This window comes from Ancylobacter vacuolatus (genome assembly GCF_030813595.1).
Classification (GTDB): Bacteria; Pseudomonadota; Alphaproteobacteria; order Rhizobiales; family Xanthobacteraceae; genus Ancylobacter; species Ancylobacter vacuolatus.
In genome coordinates this window covers 675,060-700,968 of record NZ_JAUSUH010000002.1, presented here as the reverse complement: position 1 = coordinate 700,968, position 25,909 = coordinate 675,060, and the positions used below count along the sequence as shown (strand labels likewise).

The 25,909-nt window shown below is 68.8% G+C and carries 20 protein-coding genes; 10 read left to right on the top strand and 10 right to left on the bottom strand.

Going from position 1 to position 25,909, the window contains the following annotated elements:
* The first annotated feature begins 179 nt into the window (after positions 1 to 179).
* The 3 genes from J2S76_RS07245 to J2S76_RS07235 are packed head-to-tail and all read left to right on the top strand — an operon-like array spanning position 180 to position 2,868.
* Entirely contained in the window at positions 180 to 869 is a 690-nt protein-coding gene (locus tag J2S76_RS07245; RefSeq protein WP_307058917.1) for a glutathione S-transferase family protein, read from the top strand.
* Entirely contained in the window at positions 845 to 2,020 is a 1,176-nt protein-coding gene (gene queG / locus J2S76_RS07240; protein ID WP_307058915.1) for a tRNA epoxyqueuosine(34) reductase QueG, read from the top strand. Before J2S76_RS07245 ends, queG begins: the two co-directional genes overlap by 25 nt.
* The gene (locus J2S76_RS07235; protein ID WP_307058913.1) at positions 2,017 to 2,868 is read left to right on the top strand and encodes an NAD-dependent epimerase/dehydratase family protein; all 852 of its coding nucleotides are present in this window, start codon (positions 2,017 to 2,019) and stop codon (positions 2,866 to 2,868) included. The genes queG and J2S76_RS07235 overlap by 4 nt, the downstream gene beginning before the upstream one ends.
* Before the next feature lie 44 nt (positions 2,869 to 2,912).
* Here J2S76_RS07235 and J2S76_RS07230 read toward each other — a convergent pair whose 3' ends face one another.
* A complete protein-coding gene (locus J2S76_RS07230) occupies positions 2,913 to 4,244 on the bottom strand; it encodes a DUF3422 family protein (protein ID WP_307058911.1) in 1,332 nt (443 codons plus the stop codon).
* A gap of 260 nt (positions 4,245 to 4,504) precedes the next feature.
* Between J2S76_RS07230 and J2S76_RS07225 the strand changes: the two genes are divergently transcribed.
* Complete coding sequence (locus J2S76_RS07225) at positions 4,505 to 5,353, top strand: class III extradiol ring-cleavage dioxygenase family protein (RefSeq protein WP_307058910.1); 849 nt, start codon at positions 4,505 to 4,507, stop codon at positions 5,351 to 5,353.
* Between the two features lie 72 nt (positions 5,354 to 5,425).
* On the opposite strand, the gene J2S76_RS07220 is transcribed toward J2S76_RS07225, so the two are convergent.
* On the bottom strand, positions 5,426 to 5,836 hold the full coding sequence (locus tag J2S76_RS07220) for a hypothetical protein (protein WP_307058908.1): 411 nt from the start codon (positions 5,834 to 5,836) through the stop codon (positions 5,426 to 5,428).
* 303 nt (positions 5,837 to 6,139) lie between these two features.
* On the opposite strand from J2S76_RS07220, the gene J2S76_RS07215 reads away from it, so the two are divergent.
* The 6 genes from J2S76_RS07215 to J2S76_RS07190 all read left to right on the top strand — a co-directional run bounded on the left by J2S76_RS07215 (position 6,140) and on the right by J2S76_RS07190 (position 14,845).
* Complete coding sequence (locus tag J2S76_RS07215; RefSeq protein ID WP_307058906.1) at positions 6,140 to 7,636, top strand: FAD-linked oxidase C-terminal domain-containing protein; 1,497 nt, start codon at positions 6,140 to 6,142, stop codon at positions 7,634 to 7,636.
* Positions 7,636 to 9,057, top strand: coding sequence for an 8-oxoguanine deaminase (locus J2S76_RS07210; RefSeq protein ID WP_307058904.1), 1,422 nt, complete (start codon positions 7,636 to 7,638; stop codon positions 9,055 to 9,057). The genes J2S76_RS07215 and J2S76_RS07210 overlap by 1 nt, the downstream gene beginning before the upstream one ends.
* Positions 9,058 to 9,059: 2 nt before the next feature.
* Positions 9,060 to 10,292 carry an FAD-binding protein gene (locus J2S76_RS07205; protein ID WP_307058902.1) on the top strand — a complete coding sequence of 411 codons (1,233 nt, stop codon included), beginning with the start codon at positions 9,060 to 9,062 and terminating at the stop codon, positions 10,290 to 10,292.
* 3 nt (positions 10,293 to 10,295) lie between these two features.
* The gene (gene glcF, locus J2S76_RS07200; RefSeq protein ID WP_307058899.1) at positions 10,296 to 11,615 is read left to right on the top strand and encodes a glycolate oxidase subunit GlcF; all 1,320 of its coding nucleotides are present in this window, start codon (positions 10,296 to 10,298) and stop codon (positions 11,613 to 11,615) included.
* 67 nt (positions 11,616 to 11,682) lie between these two features.
* Positions 11,683 to 12,672 carry an asparaginase gene (locus J2S76_RS07195; protein WP_307058897.1) on the top strand — a complete coding sequence of 330 codons (990 nt, stop codon included), beginning with the start codon at positions 11,683 to 11,685 and terminating at the stop codon, positions 12,670 to 12,672.
* 157 nt (positions 12,673 to 12,829) lie between these two features.
* The gene (locus tag J2S76_RS07190; protein ID WP_307059144.1) at positions 12,830 to 14,845 is read left to right on the top strand and encodes a methyl-accepting chemotaxis protein; all 2,016 of its coding nucleotides are present in this window, start codon (positions 12,830 to 12,832) and stop codon (positions 14,843 to 14,845) included.
* 204 nt (positions 14,846 to 15,049) lie between these two features.
* On the opposite strand, the gene pnp is transcribed toward J2S76_RS07190, so the two are convergent.
* The 8 genes from pnp to rimP form a co-directional block, all read right to left on the bottom strand.
* Positions 15,050 to 17,209 (bottom strand): polyribonucleotide nucleotidyltransferase, encoded by a 2,160-nt coding sequence (gene pnp, locus J2S76_RS07185; protein ID WP_307058895.1) that lies wholly within the window; start codon positions 17,207 to 17,209, stop codon positions 15,050 to 15,052.
* Positions 17,210 to 17,492: 283 nt separating this feature from the next.
* Positions 17,493 to 17,762, bottom strand: coding sequence for a 30S ribosomal protein S15 (gene rpsO / locus J2S76_RS07180; protein ID WP_018388643.1), 270 nt, complete (start codon positions 17,760 to 17,762; stop codon positions 17,493 to 17,495).
* Positions 17,763 to 17,964: 202 nt separating this feature from the next.
* Positions 17,965 to 18,990, bottom strand: a complete 1,026-nt coding sequence (gene truB, locus J2S76_RS07175; RefSeq protein WP_307058892.1) for a tRNA pseudouridine(55) synthase TruB — start codon at positions 18,988 to 18,990, stop codon at positions 17,965 to 17,967.
* Positions 18,987 to 19,424: a 30S ribosome-binding factor RbfA gene (gene rbfA / locus J2S76_RS07170; protein ID WP_307058890.1), complete on the bottom strand. Its 438-nt coding sequence runs from the start codon at positions 19,422 to 19,424 to the stop codon at positions 18,987 to 18,989. The genes truB and rbfA overlap by 4 nt, the downstream gene beginning before the upstream one ends.
* A gap of 145 nt (positions 19,425 to 19,569) precedes the next feature.
* On the bottom strand, positions 19,570 to 22,455 hold the full coding sequence (gene infB, locus J2S76_RS07165) for a translation initiation factor IF-2 (RefSeq protein ID WP_307058888.1): 2,886 nt from the start codon (positions 22,453 to 22,455) through the stop codon (positions 19,570 to 19,572).
* 65 nt (positions 22,456 to 22,520) lie between these two features.
* The gene (locus J2S76_RS07160; RefSeq protein WP_307058886.1) at positions 22,521 to 23,228 is read right to left on the bottom strand and encodes an RNA-binding protein; all 708 of its coding nucleotides are present in this window, start codon (positions 23,226 to 23,228) and stop codon (positions 22,521 to 22,523) included.
* A 48-nt stretch (positions 23,229 to 23,276) separates the two neighbouring features.
* Positions 23,277 to 24,899 (bottom strand): transcription termination factor NusA, encoded by a 1,623-nt coding sequence (gene nusA / locus J2S76_RS07155; RefSeq protein WP_126281242.1) that lies wholly within the window; start codon positions 24,897 to 24,899, stop codon positions 23,277 to 23,279.
* Positions 24,899 to 25,759, bottom strand: coding sequence for a ribosome maturation factor RimP (rimP, locus tag J2S76_RS07150; protein WP_307058883.1), 861 nt, complete (start codon positions 25,757 to 25,759; stop codon positions 24,899 to 24,901). Before rimP ends, nusA begins: the two co-directional genes overlap by 1 nt.
* Positions 25,760 to 25,909 lie beyond the last annotated feature (150 nt).

Genomic DNA, 25,909 nt, shown 5'->3' with positions numbered 1-25,909 from the left:
CGTTTGGCCTCCCCCGTTAACCCTGTGGACACCATAACCCGAAAACGGCCGCTGGGTTCATCGCCGCCGCCGGCCTCGCCCGCCATGTTGACGCCGCTATGGCTTGCGATGAGGCGCGAACCCTTCTAGACCGATTTCAGGCGCCGCCTGCCGACGGTCCGCGAAAACCCTCCCGGAAAATGCAGCTCTATCACCATCCCTTCTGCGCCCATTCGCGTCTCGTGCGCCTCGCCCTCGGCGAGATGGGCATCGAGCCGGAACTGATCGAAGAGCGGGTGTGGGAACGCCGGCCCGATTTCCTGATGCTCGACCCGGCGGGCGCCACCCCCGTTCTGGTGGAGGATGACGGCTTCGTGGTGCCGGGCATCGACCCGATCACCGAATATCTCGACGAGACCCGCGGCAGCGCACTGGGCACGCGGCGCCTGCTGCCCGTGCATATTGGCGAGCGGGTCGAGGTGCGCCGGCTCTCCTCCTGGTTCAACCACAAATTCTTCGCCGAAGTGTCCGAGCCGCTGGTGCGCGAGAAGGTGTACAAGCGCTACACCCCGCGCGAACTCGGCGGCGGTCCGCCCGACATGGCCATCATCCGTGCCGCGCGGGCCAATATCCGCTATCATCTGCAGTATATCGGCTGGCTGCTGAAGGCGCGGAACTGGCTCGCTGGCGAGCGGATGACTTATGCCGACCTCGCCGCCGCCGCGCATATTTCCAGTGTCGACTATCTCGGCGACGTGCCCTGGGAAGAGGATGAGGGAGCGAAGATCTGGTACGCGCGCATCAAGTCGCGTCCCGCGTTCCGGCCCCTGCTCGCGCTGACCATGGCGGGCATGCCGCCGGCGCCGTGCTACGCGGATCTGGATTTCTGACGCCGGAAGCGGCCAGGGACTATCTGTTCGCGCTGGCCCGCGAGGAAGGCTTCGACGCGATGGGGATCGCGGCTGCCGATGCCATTCCCGCAGCTGGCCCGCGCCTTCAGCAATGGATCGCCGAGGGTGCGCATGGCGACATGGACTGGATGCCCGAAACTGCGGTGCGCCGCGCCGCGCCCGCCAATATGTGGCCGGATGTCGCCTCGCTCCTGATGCTGGGGCTGAATTACGGGCCGGACGAGGACCCGCGCGTCATCCTTGCGGAACGCGCGCGCGGGGCGATCTCGGTCTATGCCCGCGGCGACGACTATCACGAGCTGATCAAGGGCAAGCTCAAGCGCATCGCCTCGCGTTTCGTGCCGCGCGCCGGGGCACCGGGCGCGGTCGAGGTCAAGGTGTTCGTCGATACCGCACCGCTGATGGAAAAGCCGCTGGCGCAGGCGGCGGGGCTCGGCTGGCAAGGCAAGCACACCAATCTCGTCTCGCGCGACAAGGGCTCCTGGCTTTTCCTCGGCGCCATCGCCACCAATCTAGCCTTGCCTGCAGATGTGCCGGAGGTCGACCATTGCGGCTCCTGCCGCGCCTGCCTCGACGCCTGCCCGACTGGGGCCTTTCCGGCGCCGTACCAGATCGACGCGCGCCGCTGCATCTCCTATCTCACCATCGAGCTGAAGGGCGCCATTCCCCGCGAGCTACGCCCGCTGGTCGGCAACCGCATCTATGGCTGCGACGATTGTCTCGCCGCCTGCCCCTGGAACAAGTTCGCCGCGCTGGGCCGCGAGGTGCGACTTTCCGCGCGCGCGGAAAACCGCACCCCCGCACTGGCGGAACTCGCCCGGCTCGACGATGCCGCGTTCCGGACGCGCTTCTCGAAGAGCCCGGTCAAGCGCATCGGCCGAGCCCGATTCCTGCGCAACGTGCTGGTGGCGATCGGTAATTCCGGCGACGCCAGCCTCGCAGCGGAAGCCGAGCGGCATCTGGACGACGCGCACCCGCTGGTGCGGGGCGCGGCGGTGTGGGCGCTATCCCGCCTACTGCCGCCGACCGAATTCACCGCCCTTCGCGCCGCCTATGCCGGCGAGACGGACGGAGACGTGCGCGAGGAATGGCGACAGGCACGGGCCTGTGGAACGGGAGAGCAATCATGAACGGAACCTTGCTCTGCCTGGGGCACGGCTATTGCGCCCAGCGCTTCGTTGACTTGCATGGCTACGCCTTCGCCCGGCGCATCGGCACCAGCCGCAGTGAAGAGCCCTTCCCCGGCATGGAAATGCTGCGCGTCGATGGCCCGCCGTCGCCGGCATTGCTTGAGGCGGCCGGAACCGCCGATGCCGTGCTTGTCTCGGCCGCACCGGGGGAGGCGGGCGATCCCTTTCTCGGACCGCTCGGGGAGGCGCTGGCGGAAGGAAAGGGGCCGCTGGTCTATCTCTCCACCATCGGCGTCTATGGCGATTCCAGCGGCGCGTGGATCGACGAGAACGCGCCCGCCGCCGCCACCGCCCCGCGCGCCCGCCGCCGCATTGAGGCGGAGGCCGGCTGGCAGGATCTCGGCCGCCGCGCCGGGCGTCCGGTGGCGGTGCTGCGGCTCGGCGGCATTTACGGCCCCGGCCGCAATGCGCTGATCGACGTGGCGGACGGCACTGCTCGCTGCATCGAGCGCGAGGGGCAGGTGTTCAACCGCATCCATGTCGACGACATCGCCGGCGCCATCCATGCCGCCATCGCGCGGCATTTCGACGGGGTAGTGAATGTGGTGGACGACGAGCCCTCGCCCTCCTGTGCGCCGGTCCGCTTTGCCGCGGCACTGCTCGACCTGCCGCCGCCGGCGCCGGAGAGATTCGAGGAGGCCGCCCCGCGTATGTCCGCCATGGCGCTGTCCTTCTGGTCCGACAACCGGCGGGTGAGCAATGGCCGGTTGCATGCGCTGCTCGGCGGCGCGCTGCGCTACCCAACCTTTCGCGAGGGCCTGTCGGCGCTGGCACCGACGGTGCGCTAAGGTCTGCCGGCGTTGGCACCGACGTTTCGTGAAGGCCTGTCGGCTCAGGCGTCGTCCTCGGCATGGCCGCGGCGGATGCTGCGCACCACCGACCAGATCAGCAGCACCACCAGAGGCACGGCGACGGCGGTAGCGACGCCGACATCGTAATGCAGCCCGGCTGCCTCGGCGCGCGTGTGCAGCCCCTCCAGCGCGTAGTGCAGCAGGCTGATGACATAATAGGAGATGGCGGCAACGGAGAGCCCTTCGACGGTCTGCTGCAGGCGCAGCTGCATCCGCGCGCGGGCGTTCATACTCCGCAGCAGATCGCGGTTCTGCTGTTCCAGCTCCACGTCCACGCGGGTGCGCAGCAGATTGGCGGCGCTGGTGAGCTTGACCGACAGATTGGCCTGGCGCTGCTCGATCGCCTGGCAGGTCCGCATCGCCGGCTGCAGCCGGCGCAACAGGAATTGCTGCCAGGTAGGATAGCCCGAAATGGGCCGCTCGCCGATGGTGCGCAGGCGCGAGGAGACGATCTCCTCATAGGCGCGGGTGGCGCCGAAGCGGAACAGCGAGGCGGCGGCGTCCGCTTCCAACTGCGCGGCAAGGCCGGTCAGCGCGTTGAGCAGCTTGTTGTTGGCCGCGAGCCCCTCGCTCTGGCGCATCTGCTCGGTGAGGGTGGAAAGCTCGTTCTCGCTATGCGCCACGGTGGGGGCGAGGCGCTGCGCCTCCGGCAGGCCGAGCAAGGCGAGGGTGCGGTAGGTCTCGATTTCCAGCACACGCTGCACCAGCGCGCCGGCGGCATCGTCGGTCATGCCGCGATCGCGCACCAGGATCCGGACGAAGCCGGAGGGGTCGGGCTGGAAATCGGTAGCGATCTCGGCAAAGCCGTCCTCGACATCCGAACGGGCGAGGCTGGTGCGGTCGAACAACCGGTCGAGCGGGAGCGCATCGGCGGTGTCCGTCACCAGATGCAGGTCCACCGCCACCAGCAGCGGCCCCGGCTGGGGCAGCTGGGTAAGCACATCGGCAAGGCTGGCGCCGGAGGGCTGGAAGGGCAGGCCGCCCTCCACCACATCCTCGGCCGGCACTTCCCAGGTGTAGGTGGTGAATTCGGCGTGGCGCTCCCAGCGCAGCACAAAGCGGCCGAAGGCCACGCGGTGCTGCTTGGCGTCGCGACCCGGCGCCGGCTGGCCGCGCGCCAGGCACAGGCTGGCGAAGGCGGCGCGGTCGGCGATCGCCTGGGCGCGGTCGACCAGAAAGGCGACGTGCAGGATGCGGGCCGGGGTCGAGACCGCCACAAAGGGGCGGGCATGCAGCTCCGCCAGCACCGGGGCGCGCAGCGGATGATCGTAAAAGGCCTTGCCGGCGGCCGGGGCCGTCGCATTCGCTGTCACCGGGCCTGCTCCCTCACCTGACCCCGCCGTCTACCACCGCTGCGGGGGAACTCCGCGCCGCCAAGTGGGTTGCATGCTCGCGAGAAGCTGGCAAGGGGGCGCCGGGCCCGCGGCACTCGCAGGACGCGCGGCGAAGCGTCCCGCCGCCACTGTTGCCCATCGGCATCAGGACGTCGGCAAAGCGGCGGCGATTTAGAATCTATTTGCAAGGGTCGGGGCCCCAGAGCATGAAGTCAGACGGTCTTTTCGGGATTTGTGACATGAAGTTTTCGCGGGTCTTGGCCGTGTGCCTCGCCGTTGTCGCCGTGCTCGCCCTTGCTCTCGCTGCCCCCGCTCATGCGCAGTCCAAGCCGGCGCAGGCGAACCAGCCCCGAGTCTATCTGCTGCGCGGGCTGGCCAATATCTTCTCGCTCGGCATGGACGACCTCGCCACCAAGCTGCGCGCGCGCGGCATCGAGGCGAGCGTGCATTCCTATGTCGATCTGGAAACGCTCACCCGCTACGCGGTCGAGCAGGCCAGCATGGGCAAGCGCCGTCCCTCGCCCGTCATCATCATCGGTCATTCCCTCGGCGCCGACGCCGCCGTCACTATGGGCAACCGCGTGAGCGCCGCCGGCGTGCCGGTGCCGCTGGTGGTGACGTTCGACCCGGTGACCGCCATGACCGCCTCGTCCAAGATCGGCAAGGTGGTGAATTATTACCAGGCCGGCGGCTCGGGCAAGGCGGTCTCCGGCCCGCGTGTGGAGAATATCGACCTGACGGGCTCGGGCGCGCTCAGCCATTTCAACATCGACAAGGCGGCCGAGCTGCACAACAGGGTCATCGGCATGATCCAGCGCCCTACGCGCCCGCGCGCCGTGGCCGCCAAGCCGGTGCCCAAGCCGGTTTCGGCGCCCGCCGATTCGGCCGCTGCGCCGGTCGCTCCTGTGGCGACCCCAGCGGCCGCTCCCTCGGCGACCCCGGCCACCACCCCTGCGAGCGTTCCCGCCATTCCCGCGCCGGCCGCCGCGACTCAGAGCGGCGCCGTGGCGCCGGTCGGCGGCACGGAAACCGCCTCGGCCCCCAGCGCCGTCCCGACCGCTCCGGCCGGAACCGGCACCTCGAACTGACCGACCCGCGGCGGACGAGAACGGCGCGGGCCCGAGAGGGCATCCGCGCCGTCGCCTTTTGAGGGCCTGCGGTCAGGCCGGCACCACCGAGAATACGGTGAAGGTGTGCATGTCGCCGTCCTCGTCGCGCAGCGAGACATACTCGCCCGGCACGAAGGCATGGTCGCCGAAGCGATAGCCGGTCTCGTCGTCGTCGCTCGCGTCCTCCTCATAGTCGAACACCCAACTCGACCCGCCGACGCCGCCGGCACGGTGCACCAGCCGGCCATGCTCGGGGGCCTCATTGGCCCAGAAGCGGGTGACGGTGCAGGCGGGGCGCAGATCCTTCCACGCTTCGGCGTCAATATGGCCTTCGTCATCAAGCGGGGCGATGAACTCGTAGCCATGGCGGGCGCTGCCTTCGGGAAATTCCTTCGAGCGGGCGAGGTGCAGGCGGATGCGGCTGAGCGCCCGTGTGGTGGCGCCGGCTGTGACCTCGTTCATGCGCGTCTCCCTGTTCCTGGCCGGGCGGTGATGCGCGGCCTTTGGCATTGGCCTTAGGTGCTAGAGGTGCGCGCTGCCTTGATCGCGCGCAAGGACTGGATCGCGCACAGAAGCGGCCGCGCCGACGCGCGCGCTCCCCTGGCGATGGGAGAACACGCAACATTCATCCTTGGTCTAGTTTTTTTACCATAGGAAGGCGCCTCGCTTTTCCCTAGAATGGCTCGAAATCGTAAACGACCGGCATTGGCCTCGCCCAGACCTCGCCCGTTCCGGTCGCAAAAGACGTTCTTTGGGAGGAGCGCCATGTCCGGTCTCGTCATGCCGGCGCCGAGGGCCGATGTGCTGGCCCGCCGCGCCCGGATCATTGCCGATCTGCGCGCCATCGTCCCCGGCGAGGGGGTGATCGACACCGAGGCCGAGATGCGCCCCTTCGAGAGCGACGGGGTGACGGCCTATCGCCAGCTGCCGCTCGTCGTCGTGCTGCCCTCCACCACCGAACAGGTTTCCAAGGTGCTGGCCTATGCCAATGCCAATGGCATTCCCGTGGTGCCGCGCGGGGCGGGCACCTCGCTGTCCGGCGGCGCGCTGCCGCTGGAAGACGGCATCCTGCTCGGCATGGGCAAGTTCAACCGCATCCTCGACATCGACTTCGCCAACCGCACCGTCGTCGCCCAGCCGGGCGTGACCAATCTCGGCATCACCACAGCGGTGGCGCATGAGGGCTTCTATTACGCCCCCGACCCCTCCTCGCAGATCGCCTGCACCATTGGCGGCAATGTCGGCGAGAACTCCGGCGGCGTGCACTGCCTGAAATACGGCCTCACCACCAATAATGTGCTTGGCGTCGAGATGGTGCTGATCACGGGCGAGGTCATCCGCCTCGGCGGCAAGCACCTCGATTCCGGCGGGCTGGACCTGCTCGGCCTCATCGTTGGCTCGGAAGGCCTGCTCGGCGTGGTGACGGAAGTCACGGTGCGCATCCTGAAGAAGCCGGAGACGGCGCGCGCCGTGCTGCTGGGCTTTCCCTCTTCCGAGGCGGCCGGCGCCTGCGTCGCCGCCATCATCGCCGCCGGCATCATTCCCGGCGGCATGGAGATGATGGACAAGATGATGGTCCACGCGGCCGAGGCGTTCCTCGGCGCCGGCTACCCGCTTGATGTCGAGGCGCTGCTGATCGTCGAGCTGGACGGGCCGGAAGCCGAGGTGAACCATCTGATCGACCGCGTCGCCGAAATCGGCAACGGGCTCGGCTGCATGACGCTGCGCGCCTCCACCAGCGAGGAGGAGCGCGTCGCCTTTTGGGCCGGGCGCAAGGCGGCCTTCCCGGCTGTGGGGCGGATTTCGCCGGACTATCTCTGCATGGACGGCACCATTCCGCGCAAGGCGCTGCCTCTGGTGCTGAAGCGCATGGAGGAGATGTCGGAGAAATACGGCCTGCGCTGTGGCAATGTCTTCCATGCCGGCGACGGCAATCTCCACCCGCTGATCTGCTACGACGCCAACACGCCCGGCGAGCTGGAAAAGGCTGAGGCCTTCGGCGCCGACATCCTGCTGCTCTGCGTCGAGGTGGGCGGCGTGCTCACCGGCGAGCACGGGGTGGGCGTCGAGAAACGCGATCTCATGCCCTCCATGTTCAACGAGATCGACCTCGCCCATCAGGAAAGGCTGAAATGCGCCTTCGATCCCGAGGCGCTGCTCAACCCCGGCAAGGTGTTTCCCGTGCTGCACCGCTGCGCTGAACTCGGGCGCATGCATGTCTCGGGCGGCAAGCTGCCCTTCCCCGACCTGCCGCGGTTCTGATGGCCACGCTCCTCGTCCGCAACGCCACGGTGCTCGTCACCATGGACGGCGCCCGCCGCGAGATCGCCGGCGGCGGCCTTTTTGCGCGCGACGGGATGATCGTGGAGGTCGGGCCGAGCGGGAGCCTGCCGGCCAGCGCCGACGAGGTGCTGGACCTTTCCGGCCATGTGGTGCTCCCCGGTCTGGTGAACGCCCATCACCATCTCGACCAGACGCTGACCCGCGCCCTGCCCGCCGCGCAGAACGTCAATCTGTTCCGCTGGCTTGCCGCTCATTACCGGCTGTGGGCGGCGCGCACGCCGGAGGCCTCGCGCACCGCGACGCTGGTCGGGCTGGCGGAACTTGCCCTGTCCGGCTGCACCACCTGCTTCGACCACGCCTATGTGTTCCGCAATGGCTGCACGGTGGACGACCAGATCGGCGCCGCGCGCGAGATCGGCATGCGCTTCATGGTCTCGCGCGGCTCGATGTCGCTCGGCCAGTCCCGGGGAGGCCTGCCCCCCGATGATTGCGTCGAGGAAGAGGACGCGATCCTCAATGACAGCGCCCGCGTCATCGCCCGCTATCACGACGCCTCGCCCGGCGCGTTGCTGCAGATCGCGCTCGCCCCCTGCTCGCCCTTCTCGGTGACGCCGGAGCTGATGCGCCAAAGCGCGGCGCTGGCGCGGGAAAAGGGTGTGCGGCTGCACACGCATCTGGCCGAGACCATCGACGAGGAGCGTTTCACCCTGGCGCACTTCGGCAAACGGCCCGTCGCCTATATGGAAGAGTTGGGCTGGCTGGGGAAGGATGTGTGGTTCGCCCACGCGGTCCACGTCAACGCCCACGAGATTTCCTGCTTCGCCGGCGCCGGGGTCGGCGTGTGCCATTGCCCCTCTTCCAATATGCGCCTCGCCTCCGGCATCGCCCCGGTGATGGCCTATCGGCGCGCCGGGGTGAAGGTCGGGATCGGAGTGGACGGCTCGGCCTCCAATGACGGCAACAACCTGCTCGCCGAGGCGCGCCAGGCGATGCTGCTGGCGCGGCTGCAGATCAGCCTGCGCCCGCCCGAGGGGCCGGACACCGCGCTCTCCACCGCCGATCCCTCGCGCGATGGCGAATGGATGACCGCCCGGCAGGCGCTGGAACTGGCCACGCTCGGTGGCGCCTCGGTGCTCGGGCGCTCAGATATTGGCGCGCTGGCGCCACGCATGTGCGCGGATTTCTTCGCCCTGCGGCTCGACGATGTCGCCTTTGCCGGTGGGCTCTCCGATCCTGTAGCCGCCGCTTTGTTCTGCACCCCCGGCCGCGCCGCCTTCACCTATGTCCATGGCCGGCCGGTGGTCGCCCATGGCGAGGTGGTGACGATCGACCAGCCGGCGGTGGTGGCGGAACACAACACGCATGCCGCGCGGATCGCCGCGCTTTCGGGAGGTGCCTGAAGATGAGCGAGAGGCTGTGTCCGCGCGACGAGGCCGATGTGGTCGAGGCCGTGCGCTGGGCCGTTTCCAACGCCCGCACGCTGGATGTCGCCGGTTCCGGCTCCAAGGCGCCCCTCGGCCGACACATCCAGACCGACGCCACGCTGGAGCTGAAGGGCCTCTCCGGCGTCACCCTCTATGAGCCGGAAGAGCTGGTGCTGAGCGCCAAGGCCGGCACATCCGTGGCGGAGATCGAGGGACTGGTCGCCGCTTCCAAGCAGATGCTGGCCTTCGAACCGATGGATTTCGGCCCGCTGCTGGGCGTGGCGCCGGGCGGGGGCACGCTGGGCGGGCTGATCGCCTGCAACCTCGCCGGACCGCGCCGGCCGAGCGCCGGAGCGGCGCGCGACCATGCGCTGGGCGTGCGCGCGGTCTCCGGCCGGGCCGAAGCGTTCAAGGCGGGCGGGCGGGTGGTGAAGAACGTCACCGGCTATGACCTGCCGCGCGGGCTTTCCGGATCCTATGGCACGCTCGCCGCCTTTACCGAACTTACCATCAAGGTGCTGCCACGCCCGGAAACAGTGGAGACGCTGCTGGTTCTCGGCCTCGACGACGCTGCCGCCGCCGGCGTGATGAGCGCAGCGGTCGGCTCCTATTACGACGTGTCCGGTGCCGCCCATGCGCCGGCCGAACTCGCTGCCCGGATTCCGGCCGTCGCCGGGGCTGGGGTGGCGGTGACGGCGCTGCGGCTGGAGGGGGTCAAGCCCTCCATCGTCCACCGGCGCGGCAAGCTGGAGGCGATGCTGCGCGCCCATGGCACGCTGTCCTTTCTCGACGCCGACGCCTCGCGCGCCTTCTGGCAGGGGGTGCGCGATGTGGAGCCGTTTGCGTTCCCGGTGGGTGGCGCTCTCGACACGGCCCCCGCCATCTGGCGCGTCTCGGTGGCGCCGATGGCCGGGCCCGCAGTGGGCGCTGCGCTGCGCGAGATCGGCGCGCGCTGCCTCTATGACTGGGCCGGCGGGCTGGTCTGGGTCGAGGTGCCGGGCACTGAGCCGCACAGCGCGCGCGTCCGCGCGGCGGTGGCGGGCGCGGGGGGCGGCCATGCGACGCTGATCCGCGCCTCGGCGGCAGCGCGGGCGCGCGAGGAGGTGTTCCAGCCGCTCGACCCGATCACCGGCGCGTTGATCGCCCGGATGAAGAACGGCTTCGACCCCGGCCGGGTGCTGAGCCCCGGCCGTATGTATGCGGGAGTGTGAGCGATGCAGACCAACTTCTCCCTCGCCCAGCTCGCCGACCCGCAGACCGCCCGCTCCGAGCAGGTGCTGCGCGCGTGTGTCCATTGTGGCTTCTGCACCGCCACCTGCCCGACCTATGTGCTGCTGGGTGACGAGCTGGATTCCCCGCGCGGACGCATCTACCTGATCAAGGACATGCTGGAGAACGACCGGCCGGCGACGGCCGAGGTCGTCAAGCACGTCGACCGCTGCCTCTCCTGCCTCTCCTGCATGACCACCTGCCCCTCCGGCGTGCACTACATGCACCTGGTCGACCATGCCCGCGACCATGTGGAGAAGACCTATCATCGCCCGGTGATGGACCGGCTGACACGGGCCCTGCTGGCGCGGGTCCTGCCGAACCGGACGCTGTTCCGCCTCGCCATTGGCGGCGCGATGCTGGCGCGGCCCTTCGCCGGCCTGTTCGCGGCGGTGCCGGGGATGCGGCCCATCGCCGCCATGCTGCGCCTCGCCCCCGCCCGCCCGGCCACCCGCTCCGCCGATGAGGGCGTGCGCCGGTTCCCGGCGCAGGGCGTCCGCCGCGCCCGCGTCGCCCTGCTCGATGGCTGCGCCCAGCCGGTGCTGCGGCCGGAGATCGACGCGGCGGCGATCCGGCTGATGACCCGCATGGGGGTGGAGATCGTGCGGCCGATAGGCGGGGGCTGCTGCGGCTCGCTCACCCACCACATGGGCAAGGAAGAGCTGGCGCTGGCCAATGCCCGCGCCAATGTCGACGCCTGGTGGCGCGAGATCGAGGGCGAGGGGCTTGACGCCATCCTCGTCACCACCTCGGGCTGCGGCACGACGATCAAGGACTACGGCCACATGCTGCGCACCGAGCCGGCCTATGCCGAACGCGCGGCCAAGGTGTCGGCGCTGGCCAAGGATGTCAGCGAGTTCCTGGCCGCGCAGGAGCTGCCGGCCCCGGTCATCGCGCCGGGCATCCGCGTCGCCTATCACTCGGCCTGCTCGCTGCAGCATGGTCAACGGGTCCGCACCCCGCCGAAGACGCTGCTGGCCAGCGTCGGCTTCACCGTGCTGGAGCCGGCCGAGGGGCATCTGTGCTGCGGCTCGGCTGGCACCTACAACATCCTGCAGCCAGAGATCGCCGAGCGCCTGCGCTCGCGCAAAGTGGCCAATATCGAGCGCACCGAGCCGGAGGTGATCGCCGCCGGCAATATTGGCTGCATGACGCAGATTGGCGGCGGCACGGACCTGCCGGTGGTGCACACGGTGGAACTGCTGGACTGGGCGACCGGCGGGCCAATGCCGGCCGAGCTGACGGGGATCCGCGCGGCGGCGTGAGCACCTGACAGAAGGCGCGGCAGGCGGCTATGATCTCGGCCCCATTGCTGCTTCGTCAGGGTCTTCCATGCCGCTTCCCCGTCTTCTCGTCCTTTCCCTCGGCGGCACCATCACCATGACGGCGAGCGCCAGCGGGGGCATCCTGCCGACACTGGGGGCCGCCGAGCTGGTGGCCGCCGTGCCGGGCCTTGCCGAAGTGGCGCACATCGAGGCACGCTCGCCGCTGAAGGTCGGCAGCGCCTCGCTGACGCTGGAGAACATCGCCTCCGTGGCCGCCGAGATAATCGCCGGCTTCGCCCAGGGCGTGGACGGCGCCATCGTCATCCAGGGCACCGACACGATCGAGGAGACAGCCTTCGCGCTCGACCTGCTGGTGCGTGATGAGCGCCCGGTGGTGGTGGTCGGCGCCATGCGCGGGCCGCAGCAGCCGGGCGCCGACGGGCCGGCCAATCTCCACGCCGCCGCCCTCGTCGCCGTGAGCGAGGCCGCGCGCGGGCTCGGCACGCTCGTCGTGCTGAACGACGAGATCCATGCCGCGCGCTTCGTGCGCAAGGCGCACACCGCGCTCACCTCCGCCTTCGTCTCCGATATGGCCGGTCCGCTCGGGCTGGTGGCGGAGGGGCGCGTGCGGATGCTTGCTCGCGTGGCGCGGCCGGCGCTTCCCGCGCTGGAAGCCGGCACGGGGACCCTGCCGCCGGTGGCGCTGCTCAAGATCGCCATGGGCGACGATGGAAGGCTGCTGCGGGCGGTGCCTGAACTTGGCTTTGCCGGCCTCGTCATCGAGGGCGCCGGGGCGGGCCATGTGCCGGCGGCAATCGCCGAGAGCGTAGGCGAGGTCGCGGCCCGGATGCCGGTGGTGCTGGCCAGCCGAACGCTGGCCGGCCCGGTATTCGAGCGCACCTATGCCTATCCCGGCTCGGAGATCGACCTTCTGGGGCGCGGCGTGCTCTGCGCCGGGCTGCTTACCGGGGTGAAGGCCCGCCTGCTGCTCACCCTGGCGCTGGCCGGCGGCTGGGACCGCGCGGCACTCGCTAGCGCCTTTGCCGCTTATGGCTGAGCCCGGCGCGCGATTGCGCCGTCGCTGACAGCACCCGGCCGGCCAAAGGCCACCCGGCGAGTCCCTTGGCAACTAGTCCCTTGGCAAGTCTCACACAAGCCAGATGACCTCCTCTAACGGCAGGTTAAATGCTCTGTGGAGGTGTTCCGTGGGTACGATGCGATTGGGCATCGCCATGAAGCTCGGCATCGCGTCCGTGCTGCTGATTCTTTTGTCGTGCGGCGTGCTGGTCAGCCGGCATTACGCAATGTCGAGTATCGAGGAAGCCAATGCGGCCTCGGACCGGCAAGCCGCGATTCTGAGCGAAAGTGAGAGCGTGAGCCAGTTGCTTACCCGGATCCAGCTCAACGCCACCGAGCTGCGGCTGTCCTTCGCCAATCCGAACAATGACGCGCTGCTCCGCGCCGTCGACACGGATATTGAGGCGGCGCAGGGCCGGCTCGATCGGCTGATGGAGCTGGAAACCCATGAGGACGACCGGGCGGATTTCCGCAAGTTGAAGCTACTGCTCGGCGAGATCGGTGCCGTCACCGACGAGGTTCACGAGTCGGAGCTGACGCAGCAGCGGCTGGTCGAGGAGCGCCCCGCCCTCGCCATGCGGGCGCGCACCCATTTTTCCACGCTTGTCGGGCAGATGCATGAGCTCGGCCAGACGGAGATGGCCAGCAACGTGCAGCCGCTGGAACAGCTGGTCGACAATATCAACCTCGCCGCGTCCACCTATATGCTGGAGGGCGACACCAAGCAGCTCAAGCGCCTGACCTCGATGCAGAACCGGGTGGCGAACATCCTCGCCGATGTCCGCCAGCAACTGGCGGACAACGCTCAGGTGGTGGCGACGGTGGAGATCGCGCTCAAGGATTTTGACGTCTACAAGCAGCTCATCGACGCCAATCTCGCCGAACTCGCCACTCGAGCCGCGCTCGTGAATGACCGCAGCGCGCCGCTGATGCGCGAGACCACCCGTGTGCTCAACCAGGTCGTGGGCGAGACGCGAGGCCAGGCCGAGGAGGCCAAGGCGCTGGCCACTGAGGCGCTGGGCGACGGCATGACGCGCATCCTCGTCTTCTCGTCCATCGCCATTCTCGCGGCGGTGCTAGCCGGTGCCTACTCATTCTTCGGCATTGCCCGTCCAGTGCGCGAAGTGAGCGAGGCGATGGAGCAGGTCTCGGCCGGCGATCTGGAGACCGTCATTCCCCATGCCGTGCGCACCGACGAAATCGGCGAACAGGCCCGCGCGTTGACCGTCTTCCGCGACGGGTTGCGCGAGGCGGAGCGGCTGCGCGAGGAAGCCCACCGCCTGTCGCTGCGCGCAGCCGAGAACCGGCACGCGGAAATGCGCCAGCTCGCCGACCAGTTCGAAACGGCGGTGGGGGCGGTGGTCGACATGGTCGCCAATGCCGCCAGCGACCTGCAGGCCGCCTCCGAAGCGCTCAACGCCACTGCCGAGGAGGCCACCACCCAGGCCGAGGCGGTCGCGGCGGCGGCGCAGCTCGCCACCACCAATGTGCGGACCGTGGCAGAGGCGATGGAAGAGCTTTCGGCCGCCGCGCAGGAAATCGGCGACCGGCTGCAGCATTCCACCGTGATGACTGAGCGGGCGGTCGGCGAGGTTGCCGCCACCACCGGCCAGATGAACGAGCTGAAGGCCTCGGCCGAGCAGATCGGCACGATCACCGGCCTCATCGGCTCCATTGCCGGCCAGACTAACCTGCTCGCCCTCAACGCCACCATCGAATCGGCCCGCGCCGGCGATGCCGGAAGGGGCTTCGCCGTGGTGGCGCAGGAGGTGAAGGCGCTGGCCGGACAGACGGCGGAGGCTTCCGCCGGCATTTCCGAACGCATTTCCGGTATTCAGCAATCCACCGGCGGCGTGCAGGGCGCCATCGCCGGGTTCAGCCACACCATCACCGAGCTGCGCAACGCGGCGGCCGCAATTTCCGCCGCCATGACCGAGCAGCACGCCACCACCTCCGAGGTCGCGCGCTCGATCCAGCAGGCGGCGAGCGGGACACAGGACGTCACCAGCAACATCTCCGCCGTCCAGCGCACGGCGCAGGCCTCCGCCGCCGCCGCTCACCGGGTGCTGACCTCGGCCCGCGACCTGTCCCAGCAGGCGGTGACGCTGCGCCGCGAGGTGCACAGCTTCGTCGACATGGTGCGAGCGGGCTGAACGGCCCCTTCCGGTCGCTCCACCCAAATGAAAAGGGCGGCCGTGAGGCCGCCCTTTCTGCATTCGGTGCCAGATCACTTCACTGTTTCACGGAAACAGTGAAGTGATCTAATTCTTTGTCTTGTCGCGTTTTCTTCACGCGAACCGGTAGTCTCTTCGCTCGAAAACGCTCTAGCGGGGCGGCACGCCGCCTCGCAGGCGCGCTCAATCGGCGGCGCCAGCCTCGGCGTCATCCGCCGGCTTGCCCTTGGCTTCGAGGTCCTCGCCAGTCTCCTGGTCGACCACCTTCATCGACAGGCGGGTCTTGCCGCGCTCGTCGAAGCCGAGCAGCTTCACCTTCACCTTGTCGCCTTCCTTGACGACGTCGGAGGGCTTGGCCACCCGCTCCTTGGCGAGCTGCGAGACGTGCACGAGGCCGTCCTTGGCGCCGAAGAAGTTCACGAAGGCGCCGAAATCGACGACCTTCACCACCGTGCCCTCATAGATCTGGCCGATCTCGGGCTCGGAGGCGATGGACTTGATCCAGTTCAGCGCCGCCTTGATCGATTCGCCCGAGGCGGAGGCGACTTTCACCGTGCCGTCGTCCTCGATGTTGATCTTGGCGCCGGTCTTCTCGACGATCTCGCGGATCACCTTGCCGCCCGAACCGATCACTTCCCGGATCTTGTCGACCGGGATCTGGATCACCTCGATGCGCGGGGCATGCTCGCCGAGCTCGGAACGGGCGCCAGTGAGCGCCTTGTTCATCTCGCCGAGAATGTGGATGCGGCCGTCCTTCGCCTGGGTGAGGGCGACCTTCATGATCTCCTCGGTGATGCCGGCGATCTTGATGTCCATCTGCAGGGCGGTGACGCCCTTGTCGGTGCCGGCCACCTTGAAGTCCATGTCGCCGAGGTGATCCTCGTCGCCGAGGATGTCGGAGAGCACGGCGAACTTCTCACCCTCGAGGATGAGGCCCATGGCGATGCCGGCCACCGGGCGGCGCATCGGCACCCCGGCGTCCATCAGCGCCAGCGAGGTGCCGCAGACGGTCGCCATGGAGGAGGAGCCGTTCGACTCCAGGATCTCCGAGACGGCGCGCAGCGTGTAGGGGAACTCGTGCGCGGGCGGCAGCAGCGGACGGATGGCGCGCCAGGCGAGCTTGCCATGGCCGATTTCGCGTCGGCCGGGCGAGCCCATGCGGCCGGTCTCACCGACCGAGAAGGGAGGGAAGTTGTAGTGCAGCAGGAAGCGCTCCTTGTAGGTGCCTTCCAGGCTGTCGATGAACTGCTCGTCCTCGCCGGTGCCCAGCGTGGCGACCACAAGGGCCTGCGTCTCGCCGCGGGTGAACAGCGCCGAGCCATGGGCGCGCGGCAGAACGCTCGCCTCGGCGACGATCTGGCGGACGGTCTTGGTGTCGCGGCCGTCGATGCGGATCCCCTCGTCGAGGATGTTCCAGCGCACGATCTTGGCCTCGAGCTCCTTCAGCACCTCGGCCAGAACCTGGGCGTCCGGCACCGGCTTGCCCTCGGCGGCCAGCGCGGCGTAATGCGCCTTGGCCTTGGACTTGGCATTGCCAACCGCCTCGTAGCGGTCCTGCTTGCGAACGATCTTGTAGGCGGCGCGCAGATCGCCATCGATCAGGGCGCGGACCTCGGCTTCAAGCGCCGAATGGTCCGGCGCGGTGTAGTCGCGCGGCTCCTTGGCGGCCTTCTCGGCCAGGCGGATGATGGCGTCGATCACCGGCTGGAAGTGGCGGTGGCCAAACATGACCGCGCCGAGCATGACCTCCTCGGAGAGCTCCTTGGCCTCGGACTCGACCATCAGCACGGCGTCGGCGGTGCCGGCGACCACGAGGTCGAGCGCCGATTCCTTGACCTCGTCGGTGGTCGGGTTCAGCACATACTCATTGTCAATGAAGCCAACGCGGGCGCCGCCGATCGGGCCCATGAAAGGCACGCCCGACAGGGTGAGCGCGGCGGAGGCGGCGACCAGCGCCACGATGTCGGGGTCGTTCTCAAGGTCGTGCGAGAGCACGGTGACGACGACCTGGGTCTCGTTCTTGTAGCCGTCGGCGAAGAGCGGGCGGATCGGACGGTCGATCAGGCGGGAGACGAGGGTCTCCTTCTCGCTCGGGCGGCCTTCGCGCTTGAAGTAGCCGCCCGGGATGCGGCCGGCGGCGTAGGTCTTTTCCTGGTAGTTCACGGTCAGGGGGAAGAAGTCCTGGCCGGGCTTCGCCGACTTGGCGGAAACGGCGGTGGCGAGCACGGTGGTGTCGCCATAGGTCGCGAGCACGGCGCCATCGGCCTGACGCGCCATGCGGCCGGTCTCGAGGGTGAGCGTGCGCCCGCCCCAGTCGAGTTCCTCGCGGTGAATATCGAACATGTCTGTCTCTGGCTTTCCGAAGCGGGGCCATGGGCAAGACGGCTAGAGACTCCGGCGATCAGGCCGCCTTCAGAAAGGCGGCGCCATGGGACCAAGATTATGGGACCACGGGTGTCGGGCCACGAGTCTCCGGCGATCCTGCCATGGCGCGCCGCTTCACTATCGGTCGCGGCGAGCCCCATGCCCGCCGCATCTTGCGTCTTCAGCGCGACGGGTCATCCGCCCGCGCCGTCTTTCAGCACGCGAGGCCCGCACCGGCACGGCGCGAGCCTCGCATCTCAGATCAGCGGCGGATGCCCAGGCGCTGGATCAGCGACTTGTAGCGGGCTTCCTCGGTCTTCTTGAGGTAGTCGAGAAGACCACGACGGGCCGACACCATCTTGAGCAGGCCGCGGCGGGAATGGTTATCCTTGGCGTGGCCCTTGAAGTGGCCGGTCAGGTTGGCGATGCGCTCGGTGAGGATCGCAACCTGTACTTCCGCCGAGCCGGTGTCGTTCGGCTTGGTGGCATATTCCTTGATGAGCGCCTGCTTGCGCTCGGCAGTGATCGACATCGGAAACTCCTTTTCCATAAGGGAGGGGATGAAGAAGCGCTTGCGCGCCGCTTCGGGCCATTGACGCGGGCCGAGCCGGGATGTCGTCCAGCACGGTCGATGCAACAATGGGTTCGCGCGGACGAGGGGTCCGCGACGCGCGCGCACCATACACGAAAACGCCGCAGGTGCTAGTGGCGGGTGCAGGCACCCGCCCGCACTCTCACTTGCCGGAATGGAAGATCCGCTTGGGATGGATTTCGCCGGCTTCGGCCTCGCCAAGCGCGATGAGGCGCCCGCCGGCGGTGATAGCGACCGGGCCTTCCAGCACCGGCGCGTCGCGCCCGCGCAGGATGATCGGCTGACCATGGGCGAGGCGGGCGGCATCGGAGGACGAGACGCGCAGCGCCGGCAAGCTCTCCAGCCCGATCTCCACCGGGCGCAGGGCGTAGCTCGGCGGCGCATCGTCCATCGCCTCGGAGACTTCGCGCAGCTTGGCCAGCGGGATCAGCTCCTCCTCGGGGAAGGTGCCGACGCGGGTGCGGCGCAGGGCGCTGATATGCCCCCGCGCGCCCAGCGCCCGGCCGAAGTCGCGGGCCAGCGAGCGCACATAGGTGCCCTTGCCGCATTCGGCCTCGAACACCGCATGGTCGGCATCCGGCTGGTCGACCAGCTCCAGCGAATGGATGACGACGGTGCGGGCGGCGAGATTGACCTCGACACCGTCGCGGGCGAGATCATAGGCCCGTTCGCCATTGATCTTGAGCGCGGAATAGTTCGGCGGCACCTGTTCGATCTCGCCCCGATAGGCGGGCAGCAGGTCGAGGATCGCCTCGCGCGTTGGGCGCAGATCTGAGGTCTCAGTGGGCTGGCCCTCACTGTCGTCCGTGTCGGTCTCGATGCCCCAGCGCACGGTGAAGCGATAGACCTTGCGCCCGTCCATGACGAAGGGAACGGTCTTGGTCGCCTCGCCCAGCGCGATCGGCAGGCAGCCGGAGGCGAGCGGGTCGAGCGTGCCGGCATGGCCGGCCTTCTTGGCCTGAAACAGCCATTTCACCGCCCCGACCGCCTGGGTCGAGGTCATGCCGACCGGCTTGTCGAGCAGCACCCAGCCATCGACATCCCGCTTGGGCCGGCGCTTGCGCGGGGCATCGCGCACGTCCTCGGCAGCAGGAGGGGCGGCGACGATCTCCACGTCGGCCTCAGGGGCGTCGTCAGGAAGGCGGGTGGGGTCGAGCGGGGCGTTCATACCGCGTCCTCTTGGTCGTTCGGGTCGTTCGGGTCGCCGTCAGCGCCGCCGAGGTCGCGCCGCACCTGCGGCAGGCGCAGCAGCGCATCGATGCGCGAGCCTTCCTCGAACGACGTATCGATGCGGAAGCGCAGCTCGGGAATGGATTTCAGCGCGAGGCGGCGGCCGATCTCGCCGCGCAGCGGCTTGGCATTGGTCGCGAGCGCGTCGATGGCCGCCTTCGGGTCCTTGCCGCCAAGCGGCATGACATAGCAGGTGGCGATCTTCAGGTCCGGGCTCATGCGAACCTCGGGCACGGTGATTACCACCCGCGTCAGCGCCGGATCGGGCAGATCGCCGCGCGACAGGATATCGGAAAGGGCGTGGCGCACCAGCTCGCCCACGCGCAGCTGGCGCTGGCTCGGGCCGCCGCCCGAGCTCGCTTTGTTCTTCATGCGTTCAAACCTTCAAGGCCCCGCCCGCACCTGGGGGCTTCGGGGCCGGCCGCGACCGGAGCGAACGGGTTTGGACCGCGCGCTCCCGTGGAAAGGCCGCCCCCGCGTGCGGGAACGGCCAAAGCGTTGCGTGCACCTTGTGCGCTCAGAGCGTGCGCTGCACGACCTCGACGCGGTAGCATTCGATGACGTCGCCGGCGCGCATGTCCTGGTAATTCTCGAAGGACATGCCGCATTCCTGGCCGGAATGCACCGTGTTGACCGCATCCTTGAAGCGGTTGAGCGTCGACAGCTTGCCTTCGTGGATGACCACGTTGTCGCGGATGAGGCGCACATGCTGGCCGCGTTCGACGACACCGTCGGTGACCAGGCAGCCTGCGACCTTGCCCACCTTGGAGACCGCGAAGATCTCCTTGATGAGGGCATTGCCGAGCATGGTCTCGCGGTTGATCGGGGCCAGCAGGCCGCCCATCGCCGCCTTCACGTCATCCACCAGGTCGTAGATGATGTTGTAGTAGCGGATCTCGATGCCGGCACGCTCGGCCGCGTCACGGGCTTCCTTATTGGCACGCACGTTGAACGCGATGATCGCCGCGCCGGCCGTCTCGGCCAGCGTCACGTCGCTCTCGTTCACCCCGCCCGCGCCGGAGTGGATGATGCGGGCCTGCACCTCGTCGGTGCCGAGCTTCTCCAGCGAGGAGGTGATCGCCTCGATGGAACCCGACACGTCGCCCTTGATGATAAGCGGGAATTCCTTCCGCCCGGCCGTCTTGGCCTGGCTCATCATCTGCTCCAGCGAACCGCGGACGGTGGCGGAACGGGCCGCCGCCTTCTCGCGCTTCTGGCGCTGGCGATAATCGGTGATCTCGCGGGCCCGGGCTTCGTTCTCGACCACGGCGAGACGGTCGCCCGCCTCCGGCGTGCCGCTGAAGCCGAGCACCTCGACCGGGAAGGACGGGCCTGCCGAGGTGACGTTGGCGCCCTTGTCGTCGATCAGGGCGCGCACGCGGCCCATCTCGGCACCGGCGACCACGATGTCGCCGACACGCAGCGTACCGCGCTGGACGAGGACAGTGGCGACAGGACCCCGGCCACGGTCGAGCTTGGCCTCGATGACGGTGCCTTCCGCGTCGCGGTTGGGGTTCGCCTTGAGATCGAGCACTTCCGACTGCAGGGTGATGAGCTCCAGCAGCTTGTCGAGATTGGTCTGCGCCTTGGCCGAGACCTCGACTTCCAGCGTGTCGCCGCCGAGACTTTCGACCTGAACCTCGTACTGCAGCAACTCGCTGCGCACGCGCTCGGGCTTGGCATCGGGCTTGTCGATCTTGTTGATCGCGACGATGAGCGGCACCTTGGCGGCGCGGGCGTGGTTGATGGCCTCGATGGTCTGAGGCATCACGCCGTCATCGGCCGCCACCACCAGCACCACGATGTCCGTCACCTTGGCACCACGGGCGCGCATCGCCGTGAAGGCGGCGTGGCCGGGCGTATCGATGAAGGTGATCTTGCCGCCGAGCGGCGAGGTCACCTGGTAGGCGCCGATATGCTGGGTGATGCCACCAGCCTCGCCGGAGACGACATTGGCCTTGCGGATGGCGTCCAGCAGCGAGGTCTTGCCGTGGTCGACATGGCCCATGATGGTCACGACCGGGGGACGCGACTCCAGGTGCTCTTCGGTGTCCGTGGTGTCGAACAGGCCTTCTTCCACGTCGGATTCGGCGACGCGGCGCACGCTATGGCCGAGTTCCTCGGCGATCAGCTGGGCGGTGTCGGCGTCGATCACGTCGGTGATCTTCACCATCTGGCCCTGCTTCATCAGCATGCGGATGACGTCGACCGCGCGCTCGGCCATGCGGTTGGCCAGCTCCTGAATGGAGATGGTCTCCGGGATGATGACCTCGCGGGCGATCTTTTCCTTCGCCTCGACATGGCGATGGCCGCTCATGCGCTGGGTGCGGCGGCGGAACGAGGCGACGGAACGCTGGCGCTCGTCATCGGCCGACTGGGCGGTGACGACGGTCAGGCGGCCGCGGCTCTTTTCCGGGCCGGCGGGACGGGTCGGCTTGGCCGGGGCGGCGGGACGCGCGGGGGCGCCACCGGGACCGCGACGGACCGGACGACGATCGTCCTCCTCGGCATCCATCGGCCCACGCGGCGTGGCGACGCGCGGCGCGCCGGGGGCGGCGGGCGCCGCCGACGGGCTGGCGGGCGTCGTGGCGCGCGGCGCATTGCCGACCGACGCCGAAGTGGCGGCAGGCTGGTCCTCGCCGAAGCGCTTGCGGGCCTCCTGCTCGGATTTGCGCTTGGCTTCCTCGTCAAAGGCGCGGCGCGCGTCTTCCTCGCGCTTGCGGGCCTCGGCGGCCTCGCGCTCAATCTTCTCGCGCGCCTCGCGCTCGGCGCGGCGAACGGCCTCGATCTCGGCGCGCTTGCGATCCTCGACCTCGCGGATGCGGGCATCCTGGAGGGCGGCGGTGCGGGCGCGAGCCTCTTCTTCCGTCAGGGTGCGCAGCACCACGCCACCCGGGCGGCTGCCCTGCGGCGCCGGACGGGGACTAGACAGATTGGCGCCCGGGGAGGGCTGGGTGCGCAGCGGCGGCCGGCCCGAGGACGGGCTAGCCGGGGCGCTCGCCGCCGGGGCGGCAGGTGCGGCCGGTGCCGGGCGCGCGGGGGCGCTCGGCGTGGCAGCAACCGTCGGTGCCGGACGCGCGGGGGCGCTCGGCGCGGCGGCGACTGCCGGTGCCGGTGCCGGTGCCGGACGCGGGGGCGCGCTCGGCGCCGGGCGGGCGGCCTGTGCGGCGGGCGGGGCGGATGCCGGCGGCGAAGCCGGTGCGGCCGGTGCCGGCGCCTCGGGCTTGTCGCCCGGGCCGAGCACGCGGCGCTTCACCTTCTCCACCACGACGGACTTGGACCGCCCATGGCTGAAGCTCTGGCGGACGACGCCCTGCTCGACAGGTCGCTTGAGCGTGAGGGTGGTCTTGCCGCCCTGTCCGACGCCCATCGTCTTCTCGCCGGGGTTCTTCGTATCGGTCATTCGGTATCCGTTCCTGTACCTTTCCGCCTCATGCGGAAAGGCCCCACTATCGTCGGCCAGCCTGCTTAATCCGCGCGCCAGCCTTCGAGCCTTTTCATTCGCGCGAGGAACCCCGCGCTCGTCGGATGCGCGAGCAGCGCAGCATGTACCACATTTGCCCGCCCTAGCGCCAAGTCCAATTGTTCGCCCGGCAGGCCATCGATGCGGGCGATTTCCCGTCCGGCAGCCTCGCCGATCCGCCGGGCCAGTGCGTCGAGCTTTCCCGCCCCGTCCGGGGCGGCTTCGCTCGCATGCATCAGCACCGCGACCTTCCCGCTCTGCAACGCCTCGATCACCTTGGCGTTGCCCGTCACCACCTGCCCCGCCTTCTTGGCGAGGGCGAGGGCGGCGAGGGCATCCTTCTCCAGGAGTTGTCCAACCATGTCGGACAGTCCCGGCTCGGTTCGTCCCTTGCCCTTGAAGGCGCGCGAAAACGCCTTCCGCTTCAGTGCCTCGGCCAGCACGGCGCGCCGTGCGGTCACCCAGGCTCCACGCCCGGGCAGCCGGGCATGGATATCAGGCACCACCGTGCCATCCGGCGCCACGACGAAGCGCAGCAATTCCTCCACTGGCCGCACCGCCCGGCTGGCGATGCACAACCGGGTCGGCGCGCGGCCCGCATCCGGCAGGCCGGCATCGGTCAGCCCGACATCGGCCTGTTCGGTACCGGCGGCATCGGTGTCGTCCACCGGCTCAGCCCCGGGAGGGGCCGTCTCGTCCGTCACCGCTTCCATTCCCTTCGGTCCCGATGCCGCGCCGGAGCGGGCGATCGGGGTAAGCGATCAGGCCTGGCTTTCGCCGTCCTCAGTTGTCTCGGCCAGCTCGGCCTCGTCTTCAGCCGGGCCGGCGAGTTCCTCGGCGGTGATCCAGCCGGCCTTGACGCGGGCCTGCATGACCAGGGCCTCGGCCGCCTCGCGGGAAAGCTCGAAGCCCTCCAGCGCGCCGGCGATACGCACCACCTCGCCATCCTTGCGCTCGGTCCAGCCGACGAGATCGTCGGTGGCACAGCCGGCAAGGTCCTCGACCGTCTTGATGTCGTTCTCGCCGAACGCCACCAGCATGGGCGAGGTGACACCGGGCACTTCGCGCAGCGCGTCCTCGACGCCGAGCGCCTTGCGGCGCTCATCGAAGGTGGCCTCCACCTGCGCCAGATGCGCCAGGGCTCGGTTCTGCAGTTCCTGCGCCGTGTCCTCGTCGAAGCCCTCGATGCTCGCCAGCTCGTTCAGCGGCACATAGGCGATTTCCTCGACCGAGGCGAAGCCTTCGGAAGCGAGGAGCTGGCCCATCATCTCGTCGAGGTCGAGCGCCTCGGCGAACATCGTGGTGCGCTCGGCGAAGTCCTTCTGCCGGCGCTCACTTTCTTCCGCCTCGGTCATGATGTCGATGTCCCAGCCGGTCAGCTGGGAGGCAAGGCGCACATTCTGGCCGCGGCGGCCGATCGCGAGGGACAATTGGGCATCGGGGACCACAACTTCAATACGCTCGCGGTCCTCATCGAGCACCACCTTCACCACTTCGGCCGGGGCGAGGGCGTTGACGATGAAGGTCGCGACGTCCTGCGACCACGGGATGATGTCGATCTTCTCGCCCTGCAGCTCGTTCACCACCGCCTGCACGCGCGAGCCGCGCATGCCGACGCAGGCACCCACCGGGTCGACCGAGGAATCGCGCGAGGTAACGGCGATCTTGGCGCGCGAGCCGGGGTCGCGGGCCACCGACTTGATCTCGACGATGCCGTCATAGATCTCCGGCACTTCCTGCGCGAACAGCTTGGCCATGAAATGGGGATGGGTGCGCGAGAGGAAGATCTGCGGCCCGCGCTGCTCGCGGCGCACGTCGTAGACATAAGCCCGGATGCGGTCGCCGGTCTTGAACACTTCGCGCGGCAGCAGCTCGTCGCGGCGCAGCGAGGCTTCGCCGCGGCCGAGGTCGACGACCACATTGCCGTATTCCACCCGCTTGACCGCGCCATTGACGATCTCGCCAATGCGGTCCTTGAACTCTTCATACTGCCGGTCACGCTCGGCCTCGCGCACCTTCTGCACGATGACCTGTTTTGCGCTTTGCGCGGCAATTCGGCCGAAATCGAAGGGCGGCAGGGTGTCGGCAATGGAATCGCCGATCTGCGCCGCCGGGTTCAGCCGGCGCGCGCCGACGAGGTCGATCTCGACCGCCGGGTTGTCGACCTGCTCGACCACCAGCAGATGGCGGGCGAGGCGCAGCTCGCCGGTGCGCGGGTTGATCTCGGCGTGGATGTCGGTCTCGGCGCCGTAGCGCGAGCGCGCCGCCTTGGCGATCGCATCCTCCATCGCGGCGATCACGATGCCCCGGTCAATCGTCTTTTCCCGCGCGACCGCGTCGGCGATCTGCAGGAGTTCAAGCCGGTTGGCGCTGACGACGGCCATCAGTGCGTCTCCTTCGCATGGGATTTACGTTTGGCGTTGGATTTCTTGCCGGGCTTCGCCGCGCCCTTGGGCTTCAGCATCGGCTTGGACTTCTGCTTGACCGGCATCTTCTTCGGCGGGACGACGCGCGGGGCGACGCCTTCGCCACCCACGAACATATCGTCATCCGGATTCTCGTCAGCGTCGTCGCCCTCGAGCGGCACGTCGCCGATATCGGCAAAATCGATGTCATCCTCGTCGATGCCGGCGCCTTCGCGCAGCGCCTTGTCCCGGCGCAGCGCCTCGCGGATCAGCGCGTCGGTCATGACCAGGCGGGCATCGCCGATGTCGGAAATGGGCAGCGCAACGGTGTCGGCCGCTCCGGCGGGGGCGTCGGGCAGGCGCAGCAGCGCCTCCTCGCCCTTCGCGCCGACCAGGATGCCGCGGAAGCGCTTACGCCCATCCACCGGCACCGCCATGTCGACCTTGATGTCATGGCCGGCCCAGCGGTGGAAATCGGAAAGCCGTACCAGCGGCCGGTCGATGCCGGGCGAGGACATTTCCAGATTATAGGCGCCGGTAATGGGATCCTCGACATCGAGCACCGGCGAGATAGCGCGGCTCGCCGCCTCGCACTCATCGATGCCAAAGGAGCCGTCGGGGCGCTCGGCCATGATCTGCAGGGTCGGCGGGCTGCCGCCGGAGATCTTGGCCCGCACCAGGCGGAAGCCAAGGCCCTGCAGCACCGGGCCGACAATGCCGGCCACACGTGCGGCGGGACCGGACTCGATGACGAGACGTGGCTCGTCGAGACGACCCTCGGGCAGGGCGTTCGAATCAGTGGCGTTGGCTTCGTTGGCGTGGGCTTCGGTTTCGCTCATCGTCCTCGTCGGATCGGCTTACGATCCGCAATGCAAAAAGAGCGGGCCCCGGCGACGGAACCCACTCTCAACCGATCAGATGATCGTTTGTGAGATCGTTGAATGCCCTGCTTATACAGCCAAACCGCCCTGGGGTGCAAGGGAGCGGTA

Excerpts from the sequence above, each read along its gene's own strand:
- J2S76_RS07245 (WP_307058917.1), top strand. The coding sequence starts at position 180 with ATGCAGCTCTATCACCATCCCTTCTGCGCCCATTCGCGTCTCGTGCGC.
- J2S76_RS07235 (WP_307058913.1), top strand. The coding sequence starts at position 2,017 with ATGAACGGAACCTTGCTCTGCCTGGGGCACGGCTATTGCGCCCAGCGC.
- J2S76_RS07225 (WP_307058910.1), top strand. The coding sequence starts at position 4,505 with ATGAAGTTTTCGCGGGTCTTGGCCGTGTGCCTCGCCGTTGTCGCCGTG.
- J2S76_RS07220 (WP_307058908.1), bottom strand. The coding sequence starts at position 5,836 with ATGAACGAGGTCACAGCCGGCGCCACCACACGGGCGCTCAGCCGCATC.
- J2S76_RS07215 (WP_307058906.1), top strand. The coding sequence starts at position 6,140 with ATGTCCGGTCTCGTCATGCCGGCGCCGAGGGCCGATGTGCTGGCCCGC.
- J2S76_RS07210 (WP_307058904.1), top strand. The coding sequence starts at position 7,636 with ATGGCCACGCTCCTCGTCCGCAACGCCACGGTGCTCGTCACCATGGAC.
- J2S76_RS07205 (WP_307058902.1), top strand. The coding sequence starts at position 9,060 with ATGAGCGAGAGGCTGTGTCCGCGCGACGAGGCCGATGTGGTCGAGGCC.
- glcF (WP_307058899.1), top strand. The coding sequence starts at position 10,296 with ATGCAGACCAACTTCTCCCTCGCCCAGCTCGCCGACCCGCAGACCGCC.
- J2S76_RS07195 (WP_307058897.1), top strand. The coding sequence starts at position 11,683 with ATGCCGCTTCCCCGTCTTCTCGTCCTTTCCCTCGGCGGCACCATCACC.
- J2S76_RS07190 (WP_307059144.1), top strand. The coding sequence starts at position 12,830 with ATGCGATTGGGCATCGCCATGAAGCTCGGCATCGCGTCCGTGCTGCTG.
- pnp (WP_307058895.1), bottom strand. The coding sequence starts at position 17,209 with ATGTTCGATATTCACCGCGAGGAACTCGACTGGGGCGGGCGCACGCTC.
- rpsO (WP_018388643.1), bottom strand. The coding sequence starts at position 17,762 with ATGTCGATCACTGCCGAGCGCAAGCAGGCGCTCATCAAGGAATATGCC.
- truB (WP_307058892.1), bottom strand. The coding sequence starts at position 18,990 with ATGAACGCCCCGCTCGACCCCACCCGCCTTCCTGACGACGCCCCTGAG.
- rbfA (WP_307058890.1), bottom strand. The coding sequence starts at position 19,424 with ATGAAGAACAAAGCGAGCTCGGGCGGCGGCCCGAGCCAGCGCCAGCTG.
- infB (WP_307058888.1), bottom strand. The coding sequence starts at position 22,455 with ATGACCGATACGAAGAACCCCGGCGAGAAGACGATGGGCGTCGGACAG.
- J2S76_RS07160 (WP_307058886.1), bottom strand. The coding sequence starts at position 23,228 with ATGGAAGCGGTGACGGACGAGACGGCCCCTCCCGGGGCTGAGCCGGTG.
- nusA (WP_126281242.1), bottom strand. The coding sequence starts at position 24,899 with ATGGCCGTCGTCAGCGCCAACCGGCTTGAACTCCTGCAGATCGCCGAC.
- rimP (WP_307058883.1), bottom strand. The coding sequence starts at position 25,759 with ATGAGCGAAACCGAAGCCCACGCCAACGAAGCCAACGCCACTGATTCG.